Origin of the sequence: Mesorhizobium sp. M0437, assembly GCF_040321335.1 — a bacterium.
Classification (GTDB): domain Bacteria; phylum Pseudomonadota; class Alphaproteobacteria; order Rhizobiales; family Rhizobiaceae; genus Mesorhizobium.
In genome coordinates, this window is sequence record NZ_JAMYRK010000013.1 from 38,825 (window position 1) to 53,411 (window position 14,587).

General features: G+C 63.9%; 13 protein-coding genes. 9 read left to right on the forward strand and 4 right to left on the reverse strand.

Going from position 1 to position 14,587, the window contains the following annotated elements:
- Window positions 1-10: 10 nt before the first annotated feature.
- A complete protein-coding gene (gene ilvD, locus NKI72_RS10965; RefSeq protein WP_352816843.1) occupies window positions 11-1,735 on the forward strand; it encodes a dihydroxy-acid dehydratase in 1,725 nt (574 codons plus the stop codon).
- Window positions 1,722-2,558 carry a tetratricopeptide repeat protein gene (locus NKI72_RS10970; RefSeq protein ID WP_023678939.1) on the forward strand — a complete coding sequence of 279 codons (837 nt, stop codon included), beginning with the start codon at window positions 1,722-1,724 and terminating at the stop codon, window positions 2,556-2,558. The genes ilvD and NKI72_RS10970 overlap by 14 nt, the downstream gene beginning before the upstream one ends.
- A 24-nt stretch (window positions 2,559-2,582) precedes the next feature.
- On the opposite strand, the gene NKI72_RS10975 is transcribed toward NKI72_RS10970, so the two are convergent.
- The 4 genes from NKI72_RS10975 to erpA all read right to left on the reverse strand — a co-directional run bounded on the left by NKI72_RS10975 (window position 2,583) and on the right by erpA (window position 4,542).
- A complete protein-coding gene (locus NKI72_RS10975) occupies window positions 2,583-2,900 on the reverse strand; it encodes a hypothetical protein (RefSeq protein ID WP_023678938.1) in 318 nt (105 codons plus the stop codon).
- 77 nt (window positions 2,901-2,977) lie between these two features.
- A complete protein-coding gene (xth, locus tag NKI72_RS10980) occupies window positions 2,978-3,772 on the reverse strand; it encodes an exodeoxyribonuclease III (RefSeq protein WP_023678937.1) in 795 nt (264 codons plus the stop codon).
- Window positions 3,773-3,802: 30 nt separating this feature from the next.
- Window positions 3,803-4,192: a VOC family protein gene (locus tag NKI72_RS10985; protein ID WP_352470415.1), complete on the reverse strand. Its 390-nt coding sequence runs from the start codon at window positions 4,190-4,192 to the stop codon at window positions 3,803-3,805.
- A 2-nt stretch (window positions 4,193-4,194) separates the two neighbouring features.
- Window positions 4,195-4,542, reverse strand: a complete 348-nt coding sequence (erpA, locus tag NKI72_RS10990; protein ID WP_254818314.1) for an iron-sulfur cluster insertion protein ErpA — start codon at window positions 4,540-4,542, stop codon at window positions 4,195-4,197.
- 73 nt (window positions 4,543-4,615) lie between these two features.
- Here erpA and NKI72_RS10995 point away from each other — a divergent pair, with 73 nt between their 5' ends.
- The 7 genes from NKI72_RS10995 to NKI72_RS11025 all read left to right on the forward strand — a co-directional run bounded on the left by NKI72_RS10995 (window position 4,616) and on the right by NKI72_RS11025 (window position 14,586).
- Complete coding sequence (locus NKI72_RS10995) at window positions 4,616-5,830, forward strand: deoxyguanosinetriphosphate triphosphohydrolase (RefSeq protein WP_352831522.1); 1,215 nt, start codon at window positions 4,616-4,618, stop codon at window positions 5,828-5,830.
- A 61-nt stretch (window positions 5,831-5,891) separates the two neighbouring features.
- A complete protein-coding gene (argS, locus tag NKI72_RS11000) occupies window positions 5,892-7,649 on the forward strand; it encodes an arginine--tRNA ligase (protein ID WP_352850148.1) in 1,758 nt (585 codons plus the stop codon).
- Between the two features lie 103 nt (window positions 7,650-7,752).
- Entirely contained in the window at window positions 7,753-11,415 is a 3,663-nt protein-coding gene (locus NKI72_RS11005; RefSeq protein WP_352850149.1) for an SPOR domain-containing protein, read from the forward strand.
- 116 nt (window positions 11,416-11,531) lie between these two features.
- Window positions 11,532-12,551 (forward strand): beta-N-acetylhexosaminidase, encoded by a 1,020-nt coding sequence (gene nagZ, locus NKI72_RS11010; RefSeq protein ID WP_352831528.1) that lies wholly within the window; start codon window positions 11,532-11,534, stop codon window positions 12,549-12,551.
- Window positions 12,552-12,609: 58 nt separating this feature from the next.
- The gene (locus NKI72_RS11015) at window positions 12,610-13,410 is read left to right on the forward strand and encodes a segregation and condensation protein A (RefSeq protein WP_023678931.1); all 801 of its coding nucleotides are present in this window, start codon (window positions 12,610-12,612) and stop codon (window positions 13,408-13,410) included.
- The gene (gene scpB, locus NKI72_RS11020; protein WP_352831530.1) at window positions 13,407-14,186 is read left to right on the forward strand and encodes an SMC-Scp complex subunit ScpB; all 780 of its coding nucleotides are present in this window, start codon (window positions 13,407-13,409) and stop codon (window positions 14,184-14,186) included. The genes NKI72_RS11015 and scpB overlap by 4 nt, the downstream gene beginning before the upstream one ends.
- A gap of 178 nt (window positions 14,187-14,364) precedes the next feature.
- The gene (locus tag NKI72_RS11025) at window positions 14,365-14,586 is read left to right on the forward strand and encodes a twin-arginine translocase TatA/TatE family subunit (RefSeq protein ID WP_352490594.1); all 222 of its coding nucleotides are present in this window, start codon (window positions 14,365-14,367) and stop codon (window positions 14,584-14,586) included.
- The last annotated feature ends 1 nt before the right edge of the window (window position 14,587 follow it).

Below are 14,587 nucleotides of genomic sequence, written 5' to 3' on the forward strand. Positions count from 1 at the left end.
AAGGACGAGTATGGACGCCAGAGCGATCTCCAAGGCCAAGCTGCCGAGCCGCCACGTGACCGTTGGTCCCGAGCGGGCGCCGCATCGCTCCTACCTTTATGCAATGGGGCTGTCGGCGGCCGAGATCGCGCAGCCTCTGGTCGGTGTCGCCAGCTGCTGGAACGAGGCCGCCCCCTGCAACATCTCGCTGATGCGCCAGGCGCAAGTGGTCAAGAAGGGCGTGGCGGCCGCCAACGGCACGCCACGCGAATTCTGCACCATCACCGTCACCGACGGCATCGCCATGGGTCATCAGGGCATGAAGTCGTCGCTGGTGTCGCGCGAGGTCATCGCCGACTCGGTCGAGCTCACCATGCGCGGCCATTGCTACGATGCGCTGGTTGGATTGGCCGGTTGCGACAAGTCGCTGCCCGGCATGATGATGGCCATGGTGCGCCTCAACGTACCGTCGATCTTCATCTATGGCGGCTCGATACTGCCCGGCAGCTACCGTGGCCGGCAGATCACCGTGCAGGACGTGTTCGAGGCGGTCGGCCAGCATTCGGTCGGCACGATCGGCGACGCCGAGCTGCTCGAGATCGAGCAAGCCGCCTGTCCGTCGGCCGGCTCCTGCGGCGCCCAGTTCACCGCCAATACCATGGCCACCGTCGCTGAGGCGATCGGCCTGGCGCTGCCCTATTCCTGCGGCGCGCCGGCACCCTACGAGATGCGAGACCGCTTCAATTTCGCTTCCGGCGAAAAGATCATGGAGCTGATCGCAAGGAACATCCGCCCGCGCGACATCGTTACTATAGAAGCGTTGGAAAATGCCGCGACCGTGGTCTCGGCCACCGGCGGCTCGACCAACGCGGCGCTGCATCTGCCGGCGATCGCGCACGAGGCCGGGATAAAGTTCGATCTTTTCGACGTGGCCAAGATATTCGAGAAAACACCCTATATCGCCGACCTCAAGCCGGGCGGCAAATACGTCGCCAAGGACATGTTCGAGGCCGGCGGCATTCCGCTCTTGATGAAGACGCTGCTCGACCATGGCTATCTTCACGGCGATTGCCTGACGGTGACCGGCCGCACTTTGGCCGAAAATATGGAACATGTTTCCTGGAATGACAGCCAGGATGTGGTCCGTCCCGCCAATAGGCCGATTACCCAGACCGGCGGGGTCGTGGGCTTGAAGGGTAACCTTGCCCCCGAAGGCGCGATCGTGAAGGTCGCAGGCATGGCGGAACTCAAATTCTCGGGTCCGGCACGCTGCTTCGATTCGGAAGAGGAATGTTTCGAGGCTGTTACGCACCGTAACTATAGCGAAGGCGAGGTTCTCGTCATCCGTTACGAGGGTCCGCGCGGCGGCCCGGGCATGCGCGAAATGCTGTCGACGACGGCGGCTCTCTACGGCCAGGGCATGGGCGGCAAGGTAGCGCTCATCACCGACGGGCGTTTTTCGGGCGCAACGCGCGGTTTCTGCATCGGCCATGTCGGGCCGGAAGCGGCAGTGGGCGGCCCGATCGGGCTGCTTAGGGATGGCGACTTGATTTCGATCGATGCGGTGAACGGCACGATCGAGGTTGCATTGTCCAAGGCCGAACTGGCGGCGAGGGCAAAATCATGGAAGGCGCGCACGACCGACTATCAGTCGGGCGCGATCTGGAAATACGCACAGACGGTCGGACCTGCCCGCGACGGCGCGGTCACCCATCCCGGCGGTGCCAAAGAAACACACTGCTATGCGGACATCTGAGTTGTTGAGGTCGTCTGTCCTTTCGGCACTGGTTGCGCTCGCCACGTTTGGCGCGACCTTGGGCGCCGTCGGCCAGGCCATGGCCTTCGACGACAAGGTGTTCGACGACAAGACCGGCGTGAAGCCGCAGTCGAGCCCGTGGGCGGTGTTCCAGTTCGGCTTTTCCGCCTACAAGAACGGCCATAAGGAGCAGGCCGCGGAAGCCTATAAATATGCCGCCGAGAACGGCCAGATCGGCGCCACCTGGAAGCTTGCGCGCATGTATGCCGAAGGCGATGGCGTGGCGCGAGACGACTACGCGGCGTTCAAGTTCTTCAGCGAGATCGTCGACCAGGATGTCGAGCCCGGTTCGCCCGAGGAAAGCTATGTTTCGGACGCGCTGGTGGCGCTCGGCGACTATCTGAGGAAGGGCATTCCCGGCAGCCCCGTCGAGGAGAACGAGGTGGCGGCCCAGGAATATTACATGCGTGCCGCCGCCAACTACCGCAACCCGAACGCCCAGTTCGAGATGGGCCAGATGTTCCTCAAGGGTGAGGGCGGCGTCAAGGCCAGCGTCAAGCAGGCCGGACGCTGGTTCCAGCTGGCGGCCGAAAAGGGCCATGCGGGCGCGCAGGCGACGCTCGGCAACCTGCTTTTCCAAAGCGGCAAGATCGTGCGGGGGCTGGCGATGATGACCGCGGCGCTCGAACGGGCCTCACCCGCCGACCAGCCATGGATCCGCGGCATGCAGGAAGAAGCGTTTGCGGCCGCCGGCGAAGCCGACCGCCGCACCGCGATCTCGCTGGCCGACGACATCCTCACCAAGGGTGGCGGCGACCAATAGGTCGGCAGAATTTCCGTTTTGAGATCAATTGTCGGTCGGTTCCGCCGGCATGCCGCTGGGCGCCGGTGTTGAGATCGGCGTGCCCTGCAGATGTGGGGCCAGCGTGTTCTCCGGGCAGCCATCCCGCTGCTTTGTCCAGGATGTGTTGTTGAGCACCATCTCGCAACGGGCGAGGTAGCTTTGGCCGGCAAGCGTCAGGCAGGCGACCCGGCCGATCTGGAATGATTTGCCGTTAGCCAGGCACTCTGCATCGGCAAAAGCCGGCGTCGCCACCGCCATCGCAAGCGCGCAGCCGATCGGGCAAAGTGCAAATCGAGTAGTCATGGGAACCCCAGCCACCATGATGATTTCTCATTAAGCGCGCGATTTGTGGCGATAAGAGGTCAACTTATCATTGTGCCGCCGGACAGCAGCTCCGGTCAGGCCGGCTGCAGCGCCAGATCGATCGCCACCGGCACGTGGTCGGAGGGTTTTTCCCAGGCGCGCACCTGTTTTTCGATCGAAGCCGAGGAAAACCAGTTGGCGGCTTCGGGCGACAGAAGCAGGTGGTCAATGCGGATGCCGTTGTTCTTCTGCCAGGCGCCGGCCTGATAGTCCCAGAACGTAAAAATGTCCGGGGCGTCGGTGACGGCACGCACGGCTTCGGTGAAGCCGAGATTCTTCAGCCGCCGGAACGCTTGCCGCGTCGCGGGCTGGAACAGTGCATCGCTTAGCCAGTTTTCCGGATACTTCGCGTCGATCGGCTCGGGAATGACATTGTAGTCGCCGGCCAGGACCAGCGGCTCTTCCAGAGCAAGCCGCTCCTCGGCCCAGCGCTCAAGTCGCGCCATCCAGGAAAGCTTGTAGGAGAACTTCTTCTCGTCGTCGATCGGGTTGCCGTTCGGCAGATAGATCGAGGCAACGCGCAAGGCGCCCTTGTCGGTCGAGAACACGCCCTCGATGAAACGCGCCTGCTCGTCGGCATCGTCGCCCGGCAAGCCGCGATTGACCTCGTCGAAACGCAGCTTCGACAGGATGGCGACGCCGTTGAAGCCTTTTTGGCCGTAAGTCTCGACATTGTAGCCGAGCGCCTCGATCTCGGCGCGGGGAAACTGCTCGTCGACCGTCTTGATCTCCTGCAGGCAGGCGATGTCGGGCGCGCTTTCCGTCAGCCAATGGGTCAAGTTGCCGATGCGGGCGCGAACGCCGTTGATGTTCCAGGTGACGATTTTCATGACGGCCTCGATAGGCTGGTGGTCCGGAGACTAGCGATCCGGTGGATGACGTTCGACAAGGCCGATCGTATTGCCTGCCGGGTCCTTTAGGAAGGCCATCCATTCGCTTTCCCCCGCCTGGCCGAACAGGCCTTCGGTGTCGCGATGGACGAGCGCCGGCGGCGCGGTGAAGGGAACACCCGCGGCCCTTGCCGAAGCGTGGAACTCGTCGAGGCCCGATATGTCGAGATAGACGGTGCCGGCAGGCAGGCCGTCGGTGAAAAGCAGGCGCACGTCACCGGCCATGATAAAGGCGATGCCCGGCGGATCGAAACGCGCATGCAGGTTCATGCCGAGCACCTCGCGCCAGAACGCCAGCGTCGCATCGAGGTCGCGCCCGGCGGAAAGCGCGACCTGACGGACCGCGCCGATGTCGGGCATTTCTAGATCGAGAAGCTGGTGCCGCAGCCGCAGGAGGCGACCGCATTGGGGTTTCTGATCTGGAACGACTGGCCCATCAGATCGTCGACGAAATCGATCACCGAGCCGCCCATATAGACCAGCGACAGGTCGTCGATCAGCACGGTGGCGCCGTCCTTCTCGATGGCGACGTCGTCGTCATTGCGCCTGTCGACCAGGTCGAACTTGTAGGAGAAGCCGGAACAGCCGCCGCCCTCGACCGAAACGCGCAGCGCCGTCTTGCCGGCTTCGCTCGCCACAATCTTGGCGATCCGCCTGGCGGCGGCGTCGGTCATCTCGACTTTCATGGCGGTCTTGGCATCAGCGCCCATGGGCGTCACCTTGCTTTCGGTTTCGTATGATAGGTATGAAGCGCGACGGGGCAAGTCAACTGCGGCATACGCTATGACCAATGAGTTGGGCGACATCGGATTCGGCTATCGGCCGCGCGCGGCCTATGCCAGCGACCCGGCGAAGTCGCGCGGGCGGCTGTTCGACGAGGTGGAAAGCCCGACGCGCACGCCCTTCCAGCGCGACCGCGACCGCATCATCCATTCGACGGCGTTCCGCCGGCTGAAGCACAAGACGCAAGTGTTCGTCGCACACGAAGGCGATCATTACCGCACCAGGCTGACGCATTCGATCGAGGTCGCGCAAATCGCACGCGCTCTGGCGCGGGCGCTGCGCGGCGACGAGGACCTGGCCGAGGCGGTGGCCCTGGTGCACGACTTCGGCCACACGCCCTTCGGCCATACCGGCGAGGACGCGCTGAACGACAAGATGGCCGCCTGGGGCGGCTTCGACCACAATGCACAGTCGCTGCGTGTGGTGACGCGGCTGGAGCGGCGCTATGCCGAGTTCGATGGGCTGAACCTCACCTGGGAAACGCTGGAGGGGCTGGTCAAGCACAATGGCCCGCTGACCGATGCCAAGGGGAAAGGGCTGAAGGGGCCGGTGCCGCAGGCTATCCGCGACTATTCCGAACTGCACGACCTCGAGCTCGACCGCTTCGCTGGTATCGAGGCGCAGTGCGCGGCGATTGCCGACGACATCGCCTACAACACCCACGACATCGATGACGGCTTGAGGGCAGGGCTGTTGACGCTCGATATGCTGGAAGGCGTCTCGCTGCCGGGGTCGATCCTCAAGGGCGTGCGTCAGCGCTATCCGGCGCTCGATGACGTACGCACCGGCCACGAGCTGATGCGCCGGCAGATCACCATCATGGTCGAGGACGTGATCGTCTCGACGACGGCCAATCTGGCGCGCATCAAGCCTGACAGCGCCGAAGCGGTAAGGGCGGCCGGCGAGCCGATGGTGAGCTTCTCCGCCGAGACGGCCGTATTGGAAAAGGAGCTGAAGGCCTTTCTCTACAAGCACCTCTACCGGCATGCGGAGGTCATGCGGGTGCGCGCCGATGCCGACCAGATCGTCAGGGACCTGTTCGACGTCTATTTCGCCGATCCGCGCGCCATGCCGGATGGCTGGCGCGAAGGGCTCGACCGGGCAGAGGACCGCGTCAAGGCGCGCAGCGTTGCCGATTTCCTGGCTGGCATGACGGACACTTATGCACTCAAGGAACACAGGCGTTTGTTTGACCATACGCCGGATTTGAGCTAGGGCGGGCGCGATTTTGCCGGCCAACGAGCCGGATCCCTGCAAAACCGTCAGAGCCACAGCAATGAACATCTTCGCCGATTTCAACGCGCGAATCATAAAGGCCGTCGAAGCGCTTGATTTGAAAGACAAGGATGGCGTGTCGCCGGACCTGTCGCGCATCGCCGTCGAGCCGCCGCGCGATGCCAGCCATGGCGATCTCGCGACCAACGCTGCCATGGTGTTGGCCAAGCCGACCGGCCAGAACCCGCGTGCGCTGGCCGAAAGGCTGGCTGAGGCGCTGCGCGCCGACGAGGATATCGCGGCCGCCGAGATCGCCGGCCCGGGCTTCGTCAATCTCAGGCTCAAGGACGGCTTCTGGCAGGCGCATCTGACGGCGCTGCTCGAAGAAGGCCGCAACTACGGCCGCTCGACTATCGGCGGCGGCAAGAAAACCAATGTCGAATATGTCTCGGCCAACCCGACCGGCCCGATGCATGTCGGCCATTGCCGGGGTGCTGTGGTCGGCGACGCGCTGGCCAATCTGATGGCCTTCGCCGGTTACGACGTGACCAAGGAATACGTCATCAACGATGCCGGTTCGCAGATCGACGTGCTCGGACGCTCAGTCATGCTGCGCTACCGCGAAGCGCTCGGCGATGAGATCGGCGACATTCCGGCCGGGCTTTATCCAGGCGACTATCTGATCCCCGTTGGTCAGGCGCTGGCCAGCGAATTCGGCCGCTCCCTGCTGCAGATGCCGGACGAAGAGGCGCTTGCCATCGTCAAGGACAGGACGATCGATGCGATGATGGCGATGATCCGTGAGGATCTGGCGCTGCTCAACGTGCATCACGACGTCTTTTTCTCAGAGCGCACATTGCATGCCAACAATGCCAAGAAGATTCGCTCGGCGATCAGCGACCTGACGCTGAAGGGCCACATCTACAAGGGCAAGCTGCCGCCGCCCAAGGGCGAGAAGCCGGAGGACTGGGAGGACCGCGAGCAGACGCTGTTCCGCTCGACCGCGGTCGGCGACGACATGGACCGGGCGCTGGTCAAGTCGGACGGCACCTTCACCTATTTCGCCGCCGATGTCGCCTACCTCAAGGACAAGGTCGATCGCGGCTTCGTCAACCTGATCTATGTGCTTGGCGCCGATCACGGCGGCTACGTGAAACGGCTGGAAGCGCTTGCCCGGGCGATTGCCGGCGACGAGGTCAAGCTTACCGTGCTGCTTTGCCAGCTGGTGAGGCTGTTTCGCGCCGGCGAGCCGGTGCGGATGGGAAAGCGAACTGGGAATTTCGTCACTCTTCGGGAGGTCATCGAAGAAGTTGGACGAGATGCAGTTCGCTTCATGATGCTCTACCGCAAGAACGACGCGCCGCTCGACTTCGACTTCGCCAAGGTGACCGAGCAGTCGAAGGACAATCCGGTGTTCTACGTGCAGTATGCCTCGGCGCGCTGCCATTCGGTGTTCCGGCAGGCGAGCGAGCAATTGGGCGAGGCCATGTTCGACCGCAACCAGCTGGCCGCCGAAGTGGCTTTGCTGACCGACGAGGGCGAGATCGGCCTGATCAGGAAGCTCGCCGAATATCCTCGGCTGATCGAAGCCGCGGCGCTCGCGCTCGAGCCCCACCGGCTGGCATTTTACCTCTACGAACTCGCTTCCAGCTTCCACGGACACTGGAACCGGGGCACCGATAATCCCGACTTACGTTTTGTTAAGGTTAACGACCGACAATTGACGCATGCCAGACTAGGGCTGGTGCAGGCTGTTTCGGACGTTTTGACGTCCGGCCTGACGCTGATCGGAGCCAATGCGCCCACCGAAATGCGTTAGGTTTGAGTAAAAAACCTGTCACCTTTTGCCCACATTGCGCTGGTAAGGGCCAACCCTACGCGACGTCCATGGCGTCCGAATGAGTGCGAGTTCGGGAACAATAATGGCAGACAGAACCCAGCTGAGAGCAGCCGACCACAACGACATCGCCAACGATGATCCGTTCGCGGAACTGACCAGGATCATGGGGTTCGACCCGCGCCAGCCGGTCAAACCGCAAACGCCGGCACAGCCGAAAACCGCTGCCGCCGAACCGTCGGTGGACGAGGGCGATTTCGAGATCGATCTCGAGAAGGAGTTGATGGGCGAATTCGGCGCCGACGCCAATGACAATGCTTCCCCTGCCAAGCTTCGCGAGCCGACACCCGAACCGGCCGCCGCCGACGAAATGGAGGACGCGCTTGCTGCCTCGTTCGAACAGGATTTCGCGTTCGACGACAGTGCGGCGGATGATGCTGCTCCTGTTGCGGCCGCTCCTGTTGCCGCCGACGAAATTGCCTCCGCCCCCGAAAGGGCGTTCGCTCCCTCCGTCGAGCCGGAGCTCGACGACGAGTTCGATAACGGCATCGCCGGCTCGCTCGAAGACGTGTCGCCGTTCGAGGACGACCTTTCGAGTGACGACGAACTTGCCGCCTCGCTCGACCAGGATTTTCGGCACGACGATGTGACGGCCAAGATCGCGGTGACCGGCGAGGATGAACCCAGGGCCGCAGCCGAGGCGATCGAGCCGGTCGACGAGCCCGCCTTCGAGGATGAGTTCGACAGCGCCGTGGCAAGTTCGCTCGAAGACGAGCTGATGCTCGAAGAGCATGAGCCGATGGAGCAGACCGTCGCCGTTGAAACCGCCGCGCAAGCGGCCGCGCCTGCGTTCGATGACGAGTTCGACGATGCCGTTGCAAGCTCGCTCGAAGACGAGCTGATGTTCGACGAGCATGAGCCGGCGGAAAACGTCGCCGCCCCGGCATCGCCGGTTGATGCGGTTTCGGCCGATGAGGATCTTGCCGGCCATTTCGATGATGCCATGGCCGATGTCGAGATGGACTTCGACGTTCGCTCGGACGGGCCTGCCGAAATCGAAGAACCAGAGTTTATCGAAGAGCAGTCGATCGAAGAGCCAGAGGCCGCCCGGCTTTCCGGCACGGCCGCTGAAGCGGCGTTCGACGACGATTTCGATCTGAGCTTCGACGATGCGCCTGCCGAGGAAGCCGAAGAGCCCGTGGCGCAGGTTGCGGCCGAACCAGCGGCGCCGGCCGCTGTCGTCCCGACGGCCCCAGTGGCTGAGGAACGCAGCCTGGAAGACGAACTGAACGCGCTGCTCGGTGCGATGAGCACACGGCCGGCACAAGTGGTCAACGAACCTCAGACAAGCCCGCAGACTGCCCAGAAGCCCGTGATGGCTGTTCAGCAGCCTATCGCGCCGGTAATTCAGAAGCCAGCAGTGGCCGCTGAACAGCCAATGGCGGCGGTCAAAGACGTCGCCAACGAGCCGGTGCATGCTGTCGACGAGCTGGATTGGGAACTCGACGAGCACGAGCCCGCTGAGCCGCAGCAGTCCAGTGCCGCCGATGACGCCGATCTCGGCAGTGTCCTCCTCGATGAGCTTGAAGGCGAGGATTTCGGTGTTGAAGCCGCTGCCGGACCCGCGGATGATCTCGACAGCGATGCGCTCGATGCCGACTTCGCCAGGAATATCGGCCTGGATCACGACTCGGCCGACAAGAGTGCGGCAGCTGCTGCCGAGGAAGACCCGCTCGATGCGCTGAACTGGCTGACGACACGCGCCACACCGCCCGAGCCGGCCCGCTCGTGGAGCCGCGTGACACCGGTCGCACAGCCTCAACCCGCTTTTGCAAGCCAGCCGGTGGCTTCGGCGCGTCCGGCACCACCGCCGCAGCCGGCTGCAACGCCGTCCTATCGGGCCGCACCGGTCGAAGAGAGGCCGTCCTATGAAGGCCAGGCATCCCGTGAAGATAGGTCATCCTATGAAGATCGGCCCGCCTACGTGGAAGCTGCACCAACCTCGCATCAACAGCCTTCCGCCTATGACGAGATGCCCGATGTCGAGACGGTCGACGTACCCGAGCGCGTCGTGGCGCTGGCGGACGATCTCGACATTCCGGAGCTCAACTTCGACGATGACGAGCCGGTGGCGCCCGCCTACGACGATCTCGATGCCGATTTTGCCAGCCTTCTCACCGAAATGAATGCAACGGATATAGCGCCTGCCCCGGTGCGCAGTGCTGGCTATGACGATGAATACGATGCCGGCTTCGTGTCTGGGTATAAGCAAGATCGTAGCGAGACGCGCGCCTATGGCGCCAAGCCTGCGGAAGCGCCCGTCAGCGCGGCAGCCGCTTCCTATGCCGATGCAGCGGACGGTTTCGATCTGGGCCCATTGCCCGGTGGCCAGCCGGTTTCGCAGGCCGACGATTTCACCTTCGATGAGCTCGACTACGATCCCGAACTGGACGAGGAGATGTCGGTTCCGGGCCTTGCCGAACGCGGGGCCGAAAGGCAGCCGCGCCGGCGCGGGCTGCTGATAGGTGCGGTGGTCGGCGCCGTGGCGATCGCCGGAGGCCTTGGCGCCTTTGCGTTGACCCTCGGCGGCAAGAGCGGCGGCGATGCGCCGGTTATCGTCAAGGCCGACAACAGGCCGATCAAGATCAAGCCGGAAAATCCAGGCGGCACCGTCGTGCCGAACCAGGACAACAAGGTTTATGACGCTGTGGTCAAGGGCACCAAGCCCGCCGAGCCGGTTCAGCAGAAGCTGGTCACCAACACCGAAGAGCCTGTGGACCTGAAGGCCAACGAACCGGAGAGCCGCGTCGTCGATCTTTCGCCCAATGACCCCGATGCCGCGGACGATATCGACGCGCCCGGCACCGCGGCGTCCGACACCGGCGGGTCTGGCACCAATGCGCCCGGCACCAGCGCGTCTGACTCCAGCACGCTTGGCGCCAGTGCGGCTGGCGCTGCCGAAACCGCCGCCGCACCGGCGCCCAAGTCCGAGGATCGCATCGCGCAGGTTCTGCAGGAGGCCGAGAAGGGTGCAACCCCCGAGATCGTCGCCGTTGCGCCGCGCAAGGTACGGACGATGGGCGTGAAACCTGACGGCTCGCTGGTGGCGCGCGAGGATCCGGCGCCTGCCGCCCCGCAGATGGCTGCTGCCGAGCCGGCCGATCCGGCGCCGCAGCACGTGGCTCCGTCGGCCCAGGCCGCCGCCGCCGCGCAGACCGGCACCGTGCCCCTGATCGACCAAATAACAAGCGATCCGAAGATTGATGACCAGCCGAGTGGCGACCAGGCGAGCGGCGATCAGGCCGAAACCTCCAAGCTGCAGCCGGCGCCCAAGCCCGACACAAAGGCTGAAGCCAAGGCCCAGGCGTCAGCCAGCAAGCAGTCCGCCAGCACCCCGGCCACGGTTCCGGTGGCGCCGCAGCGCCCGTCCGACCAGCCGGTCGATGTGGTTGGCGAGGTCAAGCCCGATCAGGTCGCTTCCATCGATCCGGCCGCGGCCGGGGCTGGTTCGTGGTCGATACAGATCGCTTCGCAGCCGACAGTCGAAAGCGCCCAGGCGACTTACCAGGATCTGCAGCGCCGCTACGGCAGCGTGCTTTCCGGCCGCACCGCCAACATCGTCAAGGCCGAGATCGCCGGCAAGGGCACCTTCTACCGCGTCCGCGTTCCGGCGCAGTCTCGCAACGAGGCGATCAAACTGTGCACCAGCTACAAGGCTGCCGGCGGCAATTGCTTCGTGTCCCACTAGGCATCAAGGCCCCTCGAAAAGCCGGCGTCCGCGCCGGCTTTTTTGCGTGAACGGAAACCTCTGAAGGCAATTACGGGCGATTCCCTTTGTCGGCGCGAAGCTCTAAACTGTTCCGCATGACCGAATCAAAATCCATGATCCTCGGCTGCGCCGGGAAATCACTGACCCGCAACGAGATCCGTTTCTATCGCAACGAATGCCCGTGGGGCTTCATCCTGTTTGCGCGCAATATCGGCGAGACCGAGCAGATCCGCGATCTGGTCGCCGCCATGCGCGACTGCGTCGAGCGTGCGGACGCGCCGGTATTCATCGACCAGGAGGGCGGCCGCGTGCAGCGCCTGCGGCCGCCGCTGGCGCCGAACTATCCGGCTGCCGGTGCACTCGGCGCCTTGTGGCGCGACGACCATGACGCCGGCACCCGTGCCGCCTGGCTGATGGCGCGGCTGCATGCCTTCGACCTGCTGCGCTACGGCATCACGGCGGATTGCCTGCCGGTGCTCGATGTGCCGATCGAGGGCGCCAGCGACGTCATCGGCGCGCGCGCCTATGGCAAGGAGCCGCGCGCCGTCATCGAATTGGGTCGCGCCGCGGCGGAAGGCCTGATGGCGGGCGGCGTGCTGCCGGTGATGAAGCATATTCCCGGTCATGGAAGGGCCTTCGCCGATACGCATTTCGAACTGCCGACCGTCGACGCCTCGATCGGCGATTTGCAGCGGCATGATTTTGCCCCGTTCAGGGAGCTCAACCATTTGCCGATGGCGATGACGGCGCATGTCGTCTATAGCGCGATCGACCCCAAGAACCCGGCCACCACGTCCGGCAAGGTCATCGAAGAGATCATCCGCGGCGAAATCGGCTTCGACGGCCTGTTGATGAGCGACGACACCTCGATGAAGGCACTTTCTGGGGATTTCCCGTCAAAGGCGGCGGCGATCCTTGCGGCGGGCTGCGATCTGGTCCTTCACTGCAACGGCGTGTTCGAGGAGATGGCCGGCATTGCATCGCGCACGACCGGGCTGGAAGGCAAGTCGTTTGAGCGCGCGGAGCGGGCGCTGACCTATATCAGGAACCGCGACGTGGCGGACGAGACCGAGATTCGGGCCGAATTTGCCAGTTATTTCGACGCCGTGGCCTAGCATCAAAGGAAGCGAAGTGGCGGAGACATTGGACCTGAAGGCCGGCAAGGCCGCACCGATGGACCGCTTGTGGGCCGAGAACGACGATTCCCGGCTGACCGGCGATCCGGCGTTGGTCGTCGATGTGGCCGGCTTCGAAGGTCCTCTCGATCTTCTGCTGCATCTTGCCCGCAATCAGAAGGTCGACCTGTCGCGCATCTCGATCCTGGCGCTGGCCGAACAGTATCTGGCCTTCGTCGAGAAGGTGAGGGCTCTGAGACTGGAGCTTGCCGCCGACTACCTGGTGATGGCGGCATGGCTGGCGTTTCTCAAGTCGAAGCTCCTGATCCCCAAGCAGCCCGGCGACGAAGGCGAAAGCGGCGAGGAACTGGCGGCGGTGCTGCAGTTCCGGCTGAAGCGGCTGGAGGCGATGCGCGACGCGGCGGCACGGCTGGTCAACCGCAACCGGCTCGGACGCGACGTGTTTGCACGCGGCATGCCGGAAATGGTCATCGTCGAGAAGCGCAATGCTTATTCGGCCTCGCTCTACGACCTGTTGACCGCCTATGCCCAGCAGCGCCAGAAGCAGGCGATAACCAATGTGACGATCGCCAGGCGCGGCGTGTGGTCGCTCAAGGATGCGCGCGACGTGCTGACCAGGCTGATCGGGTCGCTGCGCGACTGGACGGCGCTCGACAGTTTCCTGGTCGAATATCTGGCCGGCCCGGAAGAGCGGCGCACCGCGGTTGCCAGCTCGTTTGCGGCGACGCTGGAACTGGTGCGCGAAGGCAAGATGGAAATGCGGCAGGACCAGGTGTTCGCGCCGCTTTATCTGCGCGGCCGCGCCCAGGCCATCAAGATAGTCGAGGTAACACCATGAACGAACGCGCCAACGCTTCGGTCATTCCGTTCAAGGTCGACGACGACGCCGAGCAAGGCGCGGTCGCCGAAAACCCGGCACAAAATCAGGGGCAGAATTTGTCGCGGAATCCCGGCGAGCGGCTGCATATGGCGGAGGCCGTACGGATGGCCGAGGCGATCGTATTCGCCAGCGCCGAGCCGGTCAGCGAAAAACAGCTCACTTCGCGACTGCCCGACGGCATCAACATTGCCGCGGCAATGGCCGAACTGCAGCAGATCTATGCGCGGCGCGGCGTCAATCTGGTGCGCGTCGGCGATGCCTGGGCGTTTCGCACCGCCGGCGACCTCGCCTTCCTGATGAGCCGTGACACGGTGCAGCAGCGCAAGCTGTCCCGCGCCGCCCTCGAAGTGCTGGCGATCATCGCCTACCACCAGCCGGTAACGCGCGCCGAGATCGAGGACATCCGCGGCGTCGAGACGTCAAAGGGGACGCTCGACACGCTGATGGAGACCGAATGGGTGAGGATGCGCGGCCGGCGCCGCACGCCCGGCCGTCCCGTCACTTATGGCACGACCCACATTTTCCTCGACCATTTCGCACTGGAGGAGATACGTGATCTCCCCGGCATGGAGGAATTGAAGGGTGCCGGGCTGCTGTCCGGCCGCATGCCGTCGAATTTCTCGGTGCCGCTGCCGCCGGCCGACCCCGATGCGCTCACCGACGACGAGGATCCGCTGACCGACATCGACCTCGAAGAACTCGGCCTTTTGACGCCGCGCGTCACGGAAGATTGAGCCGAGCGCCATCTTAAAGCCACAGGCAGGATGGAACTGCGCCGATTGGTAGCGGGCCGCCGTGCCGAAAGTGCGTGACTTCGGCGACTCATTCATGAACTCTGTCGCAGTTCTGTTTGAATCCGAACCCGAAAGCGCATAGATCAGCGTCTGGGAAACCGTTCGAGAGAGATTTGCTATGGGTTCATTTTCGATTTGGCACTGGATGATCGTTCTGGTGATCGTGCTGCTGGTGTTCGGCCGCGGCAAGATTCCCGAGTTGATGGGCGACATGGCCAAGGGCATCAAGAGCTTCAAGAAGGGCATGGCGGACGACGAGACTGCCGAGGACAAGCGTACCGTTGAACACCGTGCCGACGAAACCGTTTCGGTACCGAAGGAAAAGGCCAGCAAAAGCTGAG

Coding starts and splice junctions, on each gene's coding strand:
- NKI72_RS10975 (WP_023678938.1), bottom strand. CDS start 2,900: ATGGTGGCTGGGGTTCCCATGACTACTCGATTTGCACTTTGCCCGATC.
- NKI72_RS11005 (WP_352850149.1), top strand. CDS start 7,753: ATGGCAGACAGAACCCAGCTGAGAGCAGCCGACCACAACGACATCGCC.
- NKI72_RS11015 (WP_023678931.1), top strand. CDS start 12,610: ATGGACCGCTTGTGGGCCGAGAACGACGATTCCCGGCTGACCGGCGAT.
- NKI72_RS10970 (WP_023678939.1), top strand. CDS start 1,722: ATGCGGACATCTGAGTTGTTGAGGTCGTCTGTCCTTTCGGCACTGGTT.
- NKI72_RS11025 (WP_352490594.1), top strand. CDS start 14,365: ATGGGTTCATTTTCGATTTGGCACTGGATGATCGTTCTGGTGATCGTG.
- scpB (WP_352831530.1), top strand. CDS start 13,407: ATGAACGAACGCGCCAACGCTTCGGTCATTCCGTTCAAGGTCGACGAC.
- erpA (WP_254818314.1), bottom strand. CDS start 4,542: ATGGGCGCTGATGCCAAGACCGCCATGAAAGTCGAGATGACCGACGCC.
- NKI72_RS10995 (WP_352831522.1), top strand. CDS start 4,616: ATGACCAATGAGTTGGGCGACATCGGATTCGGCTATCGGCCGCGCGCG.
- xth (WP_023678937.1), bottom strand. CDS start 3,772: ATGAAAATCGTCACCTGGAACATCAACGGCGTTCGCGCCCGCATCGGC.
- nagZ (WP_352831528.1), top strand. CDS start 11,532: ATGACCGAATCAAAATCCATGATCCTCGGCTGCGCCGGGAAATCACTG.
- NKI72_RS10985 (WP_352470415.1), bottom strand. CDS start 4,192: ATGCCCGACATCGGCGCGGTCCGTCAGGTCGCGCTTTCCGCCGGGCGC.
- argS (WP_352850148.1), top strand. CDS start 5,892: ATGAACATCTTCGCCGATTTCAACGCGCGAATCATAAAGGCCGTCGAA.
- ilvD (WP_352816843.1), top strand. CDS start 11: ATGGACGCCAGAGCGATCTCCAAGGCCAAGCTGCCGAGCCGCCACGTG.